8 protein-coding genes are annotated in these 11,658 nt (G+C 62.8%); 1 reads left to right on the forward strand and 7 read right to left on the reverse strand.

Annotation, left to right across the window (positions count from 1 at the left end):
* The first annotated feature begins 87 nt into the window (after positions 1-87).
* Positions 88-993 (forward strand): sugar kinase, encoded by a 906-nt coding sequence (locus QK296_RS19850; RefSeq protein WP_282391215.1) that lies wholly within the window; start codon positions 88-90, stop codon positions 991-993.
* 129 nt (positions 994-1,122) lie between these two features.
* Here the strand turns inward: QK296_RS19850 and QK296_RS19855 are convergent, their stop codons facing one another.
* From QK296_RS19855 to QK296_RS19885, 7 genes are all read right to left on the reverse strand, one after another.
* Positions 1,123-1,398: a peptidylprolyl isomerase gene (locus QK296_RS19855; RefSeq protein ID WP_003174397.1), complete on the reverse strand. Its 276-nt coding sequence runs from the start codon at positions 1,396-1,398 to the stop codon at positions 1,123-1,125.
* A 43-nt stretch (positions 1,399-1,441) separates the two neighbouring features.
* On the reverse strand, positions 1,442-3,979 hold the full coding sequence (locus QK296_RS19860; RefSeq protein WP_282391216.1) for a PAS domain-containing protein: 2,538 nt from the start codon (positions 3,977-3,979) through the stop codon (positions 1,442-1,444).
* A gap of 138 nt (positions 3,980-4,117) precedes the next feature.
* Complete coding sequence (locus tag QK296_RS19865) at positions 4,118-6,073, reverse strand: acetoacetate--CoA ligase (protein ID WP_282391217.1); 1,956 nt, start codon at positions 6,071-6,073, stop codon at positions 4,118-4,120.
* Positions 6,074-6,200: 127 nt separating this feature from the next.
* Complete coding sequence (locus QK296_RS19870) at positions 6,201-6,974, reverse strand: 3-hydroxybutyrate dehydrogenase (protein WP_003191811.1); 774 nt, start codon at positions 6,972-6,974, stop codon at positions 6,201-6,203.
* Positions 6,975-6,981: 7 nt separating this feature from the next.
* The gene (locus QK296_RS19875) at positions 6,982-8,373 is read right to left on the reverse strand and encodes a GntP family permease (RefSeq protein ID WP_003191810.1); all 1,392 of its coding nucleotides are present in this window, start codon (positions 8,371-8,373) and stop codon (positions 6,982-6,984) included.
* Between the two features lie 295 nt (positions 8,374-8,668).
* On the reverse strand, positions 8,669-10,060 hold the full coding sequence (locus QK296_RS19880; protein WP_003191808.1) for a sigma-54-dependent Fis family transcriptional regulator: 1,392 nt from the start codon (positions 10,058-10,060) through the stop codon (positions 8,669-8,671).
* Positions 10,061-10,082: 22 nt separating this feature from the next.
* Complete coding sequence (locus QK296_RS19885; RefSeq protein ID WP_034135838.1) at positions 10,083-11,654, reverse strand: ABC transporter ATP-binding protein; 1,572 nt, start codon at positions 11,652-11,654, stop codon at positions 10,083-10,085.
* Between the last annotated feature and the right edge of the window lie 4 nt (positions 11,655-11,658).

Below are 11,658 nucleotides of genomic sequence, written 5' to 3' on the forward strand. Positions count from 1 at the left end.
GACTGCATTCCTCCAGTTGGAATAGGGTCAACTGTGGGAGCGGGCTTGCCCGCGATGGGGCCCTCCAGCACACCTGAGAACTTTGCCATGAACACCCACCCCCACATCGCCCTCATCGGCGAATGCATGATCGAACTGCAACACCGCGCCGACGGCAGCCTGTACCAGAGCTTCGGCGGCGACACCCTGAACACCGCGGTGTACCTGCGCCGCGAACTGGGCGAGGTCGGCAGCGTTGACTACGTCACCGCCCTGGGCGATGACAGCTTCAGCGATGCCATGTGTGAGCATTGGCACGCCGAAGGCCTTGGCCTGGGGATGGTCCAGCGCCTGCCAGGGCGCCTGCCGGGCTTGTACTGCATCCAGACCGATGCCCAGGGCGAACGTAAATTCCTCTACTGGCGCAACGAAGCGGCCGTGCGCGACTGCTTCACTACGCCTGCCGCCGAGCCGGTCCTGGCGGCCCTGCCGGGTTATGACGTGGTGTATTTCAGCGGCATTACCCTGGCGGTGCTGGGAGATATCGGGCGTGAGCGCTTACTGCAGGCGCTGATCGAAGCCCGCCGGCGCGGCGCCAAGGTGGTGTTCGATAACAACTACCGGCCGCGGCTGTGGGCCGATGTGCAAACGGCCCGTGAGGCGTATCGCCGGGTGTTGGCCGAGGTGGACATTGCCTTGCTCACCGAGGATGACGAACGCGCGTTGTTTGGTTATGAGGATAGCGAGCAGGTGTTTGCGGCGTACCCGTCGATTGCAGAAGTGGTGCTCAAGCGGGGAGCGGATGCGTGCCTGATTCGTTGCGCGGGCGAGCGCTTCGCGGTGCCGGCGTTGAAGGTGGAGAAGGTAGTGGACACCACGGCGGCGGGGGATTCGTTCAGTGCGGCGTATTTGGCCAGTCGGCTCAAGGGTGGCTCGCCGCAAGAGGCTGCATTGGCGGGGCATCGGTTGGCGAGCCGGGTGATTCAGGTGCCGGGGGCTCTGATACCGAGATGATCACTGATCGTTCCCACGCTCTGCGTGGGAGCGCAGCCCGGGACGCTCCGCGTCCCAGAAACGGACGCAGAGCGTCCAGTGAGGCATTCCCACGCAGAGCGTAGGAACGATCGGACTGAAGCCATCCACTCAATCCCGGTAAAACACCTGCACCAAGTGATAGCCAAACTTGCTCTTGATCGGCCCGTGCACCACCTTCACCGGCTTCTTGAAGATCACCGCATCAATCGCCCCCACCATCTGCCCGGGCCGCACTTCGCCCAGGTCACCGCCACGTTTGCCCGACGGGCAGGTGGAGTACTTCTTGGCCAGCACATCAAAGGCTTCGCCCTTGGCAATGCGCTGCTTGAGTTGTTCGGCTTCTTCGCTGGTTTTCACCAGGATATGACGGGCTTGGGCTTTCATGGGGCTCTACCAGCTGTGCGACGGCGCGCGATTATGCCTGAACTCAGGCCTCGCCGCCGATCATGCTACGGATTTTGTTGGCCAACAGGTCAATGGAAAAAGGCTTGGCGACCATGTCCATGCCGTCTTCCAGGAACCCCTGGCGCTCGGCGGCTTTCTCGGCATAACCGGTCATGAACAGCACGCGCAGGCCGGGGCGATGCTGGCGGGCGATTTCCGCCAGTTGCCGGCCATTCATGCCGGGCAGGCCAACGTCGGTCACCAGCAAGTCCACGCGCAAATCCGACTCCAGCAACGGCAGCGCCGCACGCGCATCCGCCGCCTGGTGCGCGGTATAGCCCAGTTCGTCGAGTACATTGACCACCAGCATACGCACCGCCGGGTCGTCCTCGACCACCACCACCGCTTCACCGGCCAGGGCCACGGGGGCTTCGGTCAGGCTGGTAGGCAGGCTGCTTTCCAGTGCGGTGCCATACAAGCGCGGCAGGTACAGGCGCACGCAGGTGCCCTGGCCGGGTTCGCTCTGGATAGTTACGTGGCCGCCGGACTGCTGGGCAAAGCCGTAGATCATCGACAACCCAAGGCCCGTGCCTTGGCCGATGGGCTTGGTGGTGAAGAACGGGTCGAAGGCCTTGGCGAGGATTTTCGGTGCCATGCCGCTGCCGTTGTCGCTCACGCCAAGCATCACATAGTCGCCGGCCTTGACCGGTTCCAGGGTGGTGATGTCGGTGCCGTCCAGGTAACTGTTGGCGGTTTCGATCAGCAACTCGCCGCCGTCGGGCATGGCGTCGCGGGCGTTGATCACCAGGTTGAGCAGGGCGTTTTCCAACTGGCTGGCGTCGGTGTTCACCGGCCAGATGTCCTTGCCCAGTTGGACCTTGAGTTCGATGTGCGCGCCCTTGGTGCGCCGGAACAGGTCTTCCAGGGACGCCACCAGTTGGTTGGGGTCGGTGGGGCGACGGTCCAGCGACTGGCGCCGCGAGAACGCCAGCAGCCGGTGGGTGAGGGCAGCGGCACGGTGGGCGGAGGACACGGCCGCATCGGCAAACCGGCCGATATCGTCGCTGCGCCCGGCGGCAATATAGCGCTGCATCAGGTCCAGGCTGCCGATAATGCCGGTGAGCATATTGTTGAAGTCATGGGCGATACCGCCGGTGAGTTGGCCGACCGCTTCCATCTTCTGCGCATGGCGCAGGGCATCTTCGGCACGTTCGCGCTCGAACATCTCGTTTTGCAGGCGCTGGTTGGCTTCGGCCAGCGCCTGGGTGCGCTGGGCCACGCGTTCTTCAAGGTTCTCGTTGAGGTGGCGCAGGGCCTCTTCGGTGAGCTTGCGTTCGGTCTCGTCGATCACAAAGATATAGAAACCATTCACCGAGCCGTCACTGCTAAAGCGCGGCAAGTACTTCATCAGCGCATGGCGCGGGCGGCCATCGCGATGAGGCGTCACTGTCATGAAGCTGCACGCCTTGCCCTTGAGCGCGGCGGCGATCTTGTCTGCGCGCCCTGCGTACACCTCGTCGCCGATGACTTCGCGGATGGTTCTGCCGTACAGCTCCTGGGGCGTCTTGCCGTACCACTCGAGGTAGGCGCTGTTGTTGAGGCGAAAGCGCTGGTCGTGGTCAACGTAGCCGATCAACACCGGCATGGCGTTGATGATCAATTGCAGCTCGGTCTGGCTCTGGCGCAAGGCCTGCTCGGTGTTTTTGCGCTCGGTGAGGTCCAGCGCGGCGCCGAGGAACCGTGCCGGCCGGCCGTGATGATCCTTGTAGCAGCGGCCACGGGCGAATACCCAGCGCACCTGGCCATCGGCTTGCTGCAGGCGGTACTCTTCGGCGTATTCGGTGCCGTGGGTGATGCAATGCTTGATGCTGCGCGTCACCGTGCCCCGGTCTTCGGGATGCACGCCGTGCAGGTAGGCGCTGATGGGCAGCAGGCTTGAGTCGTTGGGGTCGACGCCATGCAGGTAGGCGAAATGGGCGTCGGCAATGAAGCGGTCTTCACCGATATCCCAATCCCAGGTGCCCACCGCGTCGGTGGCCGCCAGCGCCAGTTGCAGGCGCTGCTCGGTGTTGTGCTGGGCCTTGAGGCTCGCTTCGGAACGCTGTTGCAGTTCGAGGGTTTTGCTGCGCCGTTCATTGGTTTCAATGGCCGTGACCAGAATGCCGGCCACCCGGCAGCTTTCGTCGCGCACCGGGCTGTAGGTCAGGTCGAGCCATATCTCGGTGTCGCGGCCCTCGCGTTGCAGCACAAAGCGTTGCTCGCTGAAGGTGCGCACCTGGCCGCCGAGCACGGCGTCGTAGACCGGCGCGGCGAAGCTTTCCAGTTCGGGCCAAGTGTGGTGCGCCGGCTGGCCCAGAGCGCCGGGGTGCTTGCCGCCTATCAGGTGGGCAAAGCCATCGTTATAAAGTTGTATGAGGTGTGGGCCCCACAGCAGCACCATTGGCATGGGTGAATGCACGACGATATCGACAGCAGTGCGCAGGCTTTGCGGCCACTCACTGGCCTCACCGAGTGGGCTTTGCGCCCAGTCCAGCCGCCTGATCAATGCAGCGGCTTCGCTACCGGTGGATGTTCCATTCATAAAAAGCCCTGAGCCTGACGCTTTGAAAAATGACAACACCCATTGTCCCAAGGAACGACAACGGGTGGCTACCCCGGAAAAATAGCATGCCTTGAGGGTTTTTCTTCAAAACGCTGTGTCAGCGCTGAAACCTTTCATCTAATCGGCCAGCTCAGCTCTGTGGCGAAATTGCTCCAGTGCCTGGGGGTTGGCCAGGGCATCGGTGTTTTTCACCGGCTCGCCATGCACCACATTGCGCACCGCCAATTCGACGATTTTGCCGCTGATGGTGCGGGGGATATCCGTGACAGCGAGGATCTTCGCCGGCACGTGCCGCGGTGTGGTGTTGGCGCGAATCACCTGGCGGATCTGCTGTTGCAGCGCCTCGTCCAGTTCAATTCCATCATCCAGGCGCACAAACAGCACCACGCGCACGTCGTCCTGCCAGCGTTGACCGATGGCGAGGCTTTCCAGCACCTGCGGGACCTTTTCCACCTGGCGATAAATCTCGGCGGTGCCAATGCGCACGCCGCCGGGGTTGAGCACCGCATCGGAACGCCCGTGGATCAACAGGCTGCCGTTGGCGCGTTGCTCGGCATAGTCACCCTGTGCCCACACGCCGGGGAACTGGCTGAAATACGAGGCGCGCAGTTTTTGCTGCTGCGGGTCGTTCCACAGCCCGATGGGCATGGCAGGGAAGTGCCGGGTGCACACCAGTTCGCCTTTCTCTCCGATCAGGGGCCGGCCCTGGTCGTCCCACACTTCGATGGCCATGGCCAGGCTCTTGCACTGCATCTCACCGCGCCGCACGGGCAGCACCGGGTTGCCGATCACAAAGCAGGAGACAATGTCGGTGCCACCGGACATCGAGGACAGGCACAGCTCGGCTTTGATCTCGCGGTACACGTAGTCGTAACTCTGGGGCGACAGCGGCGAGCCGGTCGAAATCAGGCCCTTGAGGCTGCCCAGATCGTGGCTCTGGCGCGGCTGCAACCCTGACTTTTCCAGGGTGGCGAGGAATTTTGGGCTGGTGCCGAACACGCTGATTCTTTCCGCATCGATCAGGTCGATCAAACGTTCGGGGCCGGGGTGGAACGGCGAGCCGTCGTACAGCACCGCGGTGGCGCCGATCGCCAGCACCGACACCAGCCAGTTCCACATCATCCAGCCGCAGGTGGTGTAGTAGAACAGGCAGTCCTCGCGGTTCAGGTCGGCATGCAGGCCGTGTTCCTTGAGGTGCGTGAGCAGTACGCCGCCAGTGCCATGGATGATGCACTTGGGGATGCCGGTGGTGCCGCTGGAATAAAGGATATACAGCGGGTGATCGAACGGCACCGCGACAAATTCGGGTTCGCCGCAGGCTTGGTAGAAGTCGTCCCACAGTGCGACGTGGGCGTGGGTGGCGTAGTCCCCAGCCTGCGCCTCGGGCTTGGCGTAAGGCACGATGATCAACTGTTGCAGGGAGGGCAGGCGTTCAAGGATCTCATTGAGCTTGGCGCTCTGGTCGATGCGCTTGCCGGCATAGCGGTAGCCTGCGCAGGTGATCAGCACCTTGGGCTCGATCTGGCCGAAGCGGTCGATGACGCCCTGGGTGCCGAAATCTGGCGAGGAGCACGACCAGATCGCACCGAGGCTGGTGGTCGCGAGCATGCCCACCAGGGTTTGCCAGGTGTTGGGCATGCACGCGGCCACGCGGTCACCTATACCGACCCCGGCCGCCCGCAGGCTTTTTTGCAGGCCGGCCACGTGTTCCGCTAGCTGCGCATAGCTCAATTGTTCACGTTGGCCGTCTTCGCTGACAGCCACCACAGCAGGGTGATCATCGCGGCGGCGTAACAGGTGTTCGGCGAAGTTCAGGGTGGCGCCGGGAAACCAATGGGCGCTGGGCATCTCCACGTCTTCGATCAGGGTGACGCTGGGCGGGCTGCGAAACTGCACGTCAAAGAACGCGACAATCGCCTGCCAGAAGTCCGGGCGCTGGTCGATGCTCCATTGGTGCAGGGCGGGGTAGTCGTGGAGCTGCACGCCGTGCCGTTGGTTGATGAAGCGGCGGAACTGATCCATGCGCGTGTTGGCGATGCGTTCCGGGGACGGTTGCCAGAGGATGTCGGACATAAGCTGCCTCTTCTCGTTCCCACGCTTCGCGTGGGAATGCCTGACTGGACGCTCTGCGTCCACTTTTGGGGCGCGGAGCGCCCCGGTCTGCGTGCCCACGCAGAGCGTGGGAACGATCATCACGGGTTTACTGGGCCAGCCAGCCACCATCGATGTTCCAGGCCGCGCCGCGCACCTGGGCGCCGGCTTCGCTGCACAAAAACAACACCAGCTCGCCCAACTGCGACGGCGTCACAAACTCCAGCGACGGCTGTTTCTCCGCCAGGAGATCCTGCTGCGCTTGCTGTGGGTCGACCCCGGTAGCCACGCGATCATCAATCTGCTTCTGCACCAGCGGCGTCAGCACCCAGCCCGGGCAGATGGCGTTGCAGGTCACATTACTGGTGGCGGTTTCCAGGCCCACCACCTTGGTGAGGCCGATCACCCCATGCTTGGCCGCCACATACGCCGCCTTGCCCACTGAGCCGACTTGCCCATGCACCGAGGCGATATTGACGATACGCCCCCAGCCCTTGGCCTTCATGCCCGGCAGGCTCAAACGTGTACTGTGGAACACCGAGGACAGGTTGATCGCGATAATCGAATCCCAGCGTTCCACCGGAAAGTCTTCCACCGCTGCCACATGCTGGATGCCGGCATTGTTGACCAGGATGTCCACGCCACCGAACTCGCGCTCGGCGTAAGCGAGCATGTCGGCGATCTGCGCGGGGTCGCTGACGTCGGCCGGGTGATGCCCGACCTTGCCGCCAAACGCCTGCACCTGGGCGATCACCGCGCTGGCGTCGCCAAAGCCGTTGAGAATCAGGTTGGCGCCGGCCTTGGCCAGGCTCAGGGCAATGCCTAAGCCGATGCCGCTGGTGGAGCCGGTGACCAAGGCGGTCTTGCCATTCAAAGTCGTCATGAAAACCTCACACAATGCCGGTGGCGTAGAAAGTACCGATCACCACGAACACCGCAAGGGTCTTGATGATCGTGATGCCAAAAATGTCCTTGTAGGCTTCGCGGTGGGTCAACCCGGTGACGGCCAGCAGGGTGATCACCGCGCCGTTGTGGGGCAGGGTGTCCATGCCGCCGCTGGCCATGGCCGCGACCCGGTGGAGCACCTCAAGGGGGATATTGGCCGCGTGGGCGGCTGCAATAAAGCTCTCGGACATCGCCGCCAGGGCGATGCTCATGCCGCCGGAAGCGGAGCCGGTGATACCGGCCAGCAAGGTCACGGTGATCGCTTCGTTGACCAGCGGGTTGGGGATGCCCTTGAGCCAGTCCGCCAGTACCAGAAAGCCCGGCAGCGAGGCGATCACGGCGCCAAACCCATATTCCGAGGCGGTGTTCATCGCCGCAAGCAATGCACCGCTTACCGCGCTTTTACTGCCTTCGGCCAGCTTGCTCTTAATTGCCGAGAAGCCGAACACCAGTACTACGATAATCCCCACCAGCAACGCCGCCTGCACCGCCCAGATCGCGGTGAGCTTGGCGATTTCGGTGGTCACCGGCGCGCTCATGCCCGGCAGGCTGAGGCTGTGGGTCTTGCCGTACCACTGCGGGATCCAGTGGGTGAACAACAGGTTCATCACCCCCACCAGGATCAGCGGCGACAGCGCGAGCCACGGGTTGGGCAGGCTCAGGTTGTCGGCGGTTTCCGGCTCATTGCGCAACTCGGTGCCATAACCTTCACCGGCGCGCTGGGCCTTGTTGCGCTGGCGTGCGAGGTAGAGCATGCCGGCGCAAAACACGAAGATCGTGCCGATCAGCCCCAGCCACGGCGCCGCCCAGGCGGTGGTGTTAAAGAAGGTGCTGGGGATGATGTTCTGGATCTGCGGGGTGCCGGGCAGGGCGTCCATGGTGAACGAAAACGCGCCGAGGGCGATGGTCGCCGGGATCAGGCGCTTGGGGATATTGCTCTGGCGGAACATCTCGGCGGCGAACGGGTACACCGCAAACACCACCACGAACAGCGACACGCCGCCATAGGTGAGCAGGGCGCACACCAGCACAATCACCAGCATCGCCTGGCGGGTGCCGAGCAAGCGGATCGCAGCGGCCACAATCGAACGCGAAAAGCCTGACAGCTCAATGAGCTTGCCGAACACCGCACCGAGCAGGAATACCGGGAAATACAGCTTGATAAAACCGACCATCTTTTCCATGAACACCCCGGTAAAGGCAGGGGCGACGGCGGACGGGTCGGTGAGCAGCACCGCGCCAAGGGCGGCGATGGGGGCAAACAGGATAACGCTATAGCCACGGTAGGCGGCCAGCATCAGCAGCGCGAGCGCAGCCAGGGCAATGATCACACTCATGGTGTGTCTCCATCGGATTGTTATTGTTGTGGGGTGAGGCTGTGGGAGGGAGCTATAGCGAGATGTGTGCCAAATTTTTAACTTGTTGATATATATAGCTTTATTTACTTTTAACGACGGTTTTCCAGAAGATAGTCTCAATCGAGAGACGAGTGGAGATCCCTTGTGGGAGCTGGCTTGCCTGCGATAGCGGTGTAACAGTGCCATATTCCCTGGCTGAACCAACGCTATCGCAGGCAAGCCAGCTCCCACACAGGGTTGTCTTGATAGTGGGAATATTGTCTCTTTTATGAGACTAGGTTATTCCAAGCGCCAGCATTTTTTTATACAGCGTCGACCGCCCCAGCCCTAGCCGCTTGGCTGCCTCCACCACATTCCCCTCACACGCCGTGAGCGCGGCGGCGATAATCTGCCGGTCAAACCGTTCCCGTGCCGCACTGAATGTCTCTCCCTCCATCGACACCAGCGCACGGCGTTCAACCGGCGTAAAAGTGCCAATGGCCGTGCGTATCTCCTCGGCATTCAACACCACGTCATCACTCAACAGCGCCGCCCGCTCCAGCACATTGCGCAGCTCGCGGATATTGCCCGGCCAGGCATGTTGGGCCAACAGCGCCAGCGCATCGCGGTCCAGTTCGTGCTGGCTGCGCAACTCCTCAAGGATCGCCTCGCTCAACGCCGGAATATCCTCCAGGCGTTCACGCAACGGCGGCACCTGGATCGGCAGCACGTTCAGTCGGTAATACAAATCCGCACGAAACTCGCCACGTTTGATCGCCGCCTCCAGGTCCATGGACGTTGCGGCAATCACCCGCACATCGCTGTGCAGCATCTCGTTGGAGCCCACCGGTTCGAATTCCTTTTCCTGCAACACCCGCAGCAATTTGCTTTGCAGTGGCAGCGGCATGTCGCCGATTTCATCGAGAAACAACGTGCCGCCCTGGGCGATCTGGAACTTGCCGGGGCGGCCCTTGCGGTCGGCACCGGTAAAGGCGCCGGGTGCGGTGCCGAAGAATTCGGCTTCAAGCAGGTCATGGGGAATCGCCGCGCTGTTGATGCTCACAAAGGCTTTGTGCGCCCGGGGCGATGCGCCGTGGATGGCCTGGGCGAGCAGCTCCTTGCCGGTGCCGGTTTCCCCGAGCAGCAATACCGGCGATTCGGCGCTCGCACTGCGCCGCGCCCGGCGCTTGACCTCAAGGCTGGCGGCGCTGGTGCCGATAAAGTGCGCGAAGTTGTATTTGCTTTGCCGCGAGCGCAGCAGTGAGCGCGTGGAGGCCAGCTCCTGCTGCATGCTCAGGTAGCGCTCGATCAACGGCGACAGGTTGCGCAGTTCATCGAACAGCGCAAACCCAATCGCGCCGATCACCGCCCCGGCCTCGTCGTGGATCGGCAGGCGCATCACCACCAGCGGGCCCTTGGGAGTGTCCTGGATATCCAGCAGGATCGGCCGGTCATTGCGCACCACCTGGCGCAGCAGACTGTTGGAAATCACCTGCTCGCAAGGCTGGCCGATGGCTTGGTCGGCGCTCTTGAGGCCAAAACGCTTGGCGTAACGCTCGTTCATCCACACGATATTTGCATCGCGGTCGACGATGACCGTGCCTTCGCTGGACTGCTCGATGATCTCGAACAGCGACTGGATGGCCAGGCCGCGAACCTGTTGGTAGTCCTTGAGGCTAGTGCTCATGGAGGCAGAATCCTGTTAATCATCACAAGGGGATGTGCGCTGCTGCCAGCAGTTCTTTGGTGTACGGGTGTTGGGGCGACTCGAACACATCATGGCTGGCGCCACGCTCCACCACCTTGCCATCCTTGACCACGATCATGTCATGAGCCATGGCGCGCACCACCGCCAGGTCATGGCTGATAAACAGGTAGGTCAGGCCGTATTTGTCCTGCAGTTCGCGCAGTAGCGCCACTACTTGTTTTTGCACCGTGCGGTCCAGCGCCGAGGTGGGTTCGTCGAGCAGCATCAGCGCTGGCTTGAGCACCAGGGCGCGGGCAATGGCGATGCGTTGGCGCTGGCCACCGGAAAACTCATGGGGGTAGCGATGCCGGCTGGCAGGGTCGAGGCCCACGTCCTTGAGCACCTGGATGACTTGCGCTTCGCGGTCGGCCAGGCTGCACGGTGCGTGTACTTCCAGGCCCTCGCTGATGATCTGCTGCACCGACATGCGCGGGCTGAGGCTGCCATAGGGGTCCTGGAACACCACCTGCATCTGCTTGCGCCACGGGCGCATCTGCTGATGGTTGAGCGGGTCCAGGGCCTCACCCTGGAAGCGGATGCTGCCGCTGGAGTCGAGCAAGCGCAGGATCGCCTGGCCCAGGGTGGACTTGCCGGAACCGGACTCACCGACAATCCCCAGGGTTTTGCCGCGCTGCACGCTGAGGCTGATACCGTCCACCGCGCGCAGGTAGGTCTTGGCCCGGAACAGCCCGCCGCCAAGGGGGAATTGCACGCTCAGGTCATCCACTTCCAGTACCGTCTCACGCGGCTCGCTGCACAGCACATCGCCCGAGGGCTCGGCGTCCAGCAGCAGGCGGCTGTAGGGATGCTGCGGTGCGGTGAACAGGGCCTGGCAGTCGGCCTGCTCGACGATTTCCCCGGCGCGCATCACGCAGACCCGCTGGGCGATACTGCGCACCAGGTTCAGATCGTGGCTGATCAACAGCAGCGACATGCCCAAACGTTGCTGCAAAGATTTGAGCAGCAACAGGATCTTGCGCTGCACCGTCACGTCGAGCGCCGTGGTGGGCTCGTCGGCAATCAGCAGTTCGGGCTCGCAGGCCAGGGCCATGGCGATCATCACCCGCTGGCGCTGGCCGCCGGACAGTTGATGGGGGTAGGCCTTGAGCCGTTCCTGGGGTTTCTGGATGCCCACCAGTTCCAGCAGTTCGAGGATGCGCGCCTGCGCCGCCTTGCCGCCCAGGCCCTTGTGCAGCAGCAGGGTTTCGCCGATCTGCTTTTCGATGCTGTGCAGCGGGTTCAGGGAGGTCATCGGCTCCTGGAAGATCATGGCAATGCGGTTGCCGCGCAATTTTTGCAGAGTGCTTGGTGAGGCGCCGATCAGTTCCTGGCCGCGATACTTGATCGAACCCAGGGTTTGGGTGCCGGCTTGCGGCAGCAGTTGCAGGATCGAATGGGCCGTCACTGACTTGCCCGAGCCCGACTCACCCACCAGCGCCAGACACTCGCCGGGGCGCACGTCCAGGCTCAGGTTGCGCACGACGGTCTGGCCGTTGAAGGCGACGCATAGGTCGCGGATTTCGATCAGGTTCATACGC

Origin of the sequence: Pseudomonas sp. AL10 (genome assembly GCF_029960685.1) — a bacterium.
Classification (GTDB): Bacteria; Pseudomonadota; Gammaproteobacteria; order Pseudomonadales; family Pseudomonadaceae; genus Aquipseudomonas; species Aquipseudomonas lactis.

What these genes read in the sequence shown, in the direction of transcription:
- QK296_RS19850 (WP_282391215.1), top strand. Translation starts at nt 88, where the DNA reads ATGAACACCCACCCCCACATCGCCCTCATCGGCGAATGCATGATCGAA.
- QK296_RS19855 (WP_003174397.1), bottom strand. Translation starts at nt 1,398, where the DNA reads ATGAAAGCCCAAGCCCGTCATATCCTGGTGAAAACCAGCGAAGAAGCC.
- QK296_RS19860 (WP_282391216.1), bottom strand. Translation starts at nt 3,979, where the DNA reads ATGAATGGAACATCCACCGGTAGCGAAGCCGCTGCATTGATCAGGCGG.
- QK296_RS19865 (WP_282391217.1), bottom strand. Translation starts at nt 6,073, where the DNA reads ATGTCCGACATCCTCTGGCAACCGTCCCCGGAACGCATCGCCAACACG.
- QK296_RS19870 (WP_003191811.1), bottom strand. Translation starts at nt 6,974, where the DNA reads ATGACGACTTTGAATGGCAAGACCGCCTTGGTCACCGGCTCCACCAGC.
- QK296_RS19875 (WP_003191810.1), bottom strand. Translation starts at nt 8,373, where the DNA reads ATGAGTGTGATCATTGCCCTGGCTGCGCTCGCGCTGCTGATGCTGGCC.
- QK296_RS19880 (WP_003191808.1), bottom strand. Translation starts at nt 10,060, where the DNA reads ATGAGCACTAGCCTCAAGGACTACCAACAGGTTCGCGGCCTGGCCATC.
- QK296_RS19885 (WP_034135838.1), bottom strand. Translation starts at nt 11,654, where the DNA reads ATGAACCTGATCGAAATCCGCGACCTATGCGTCGCCTTCAACGGCCAG.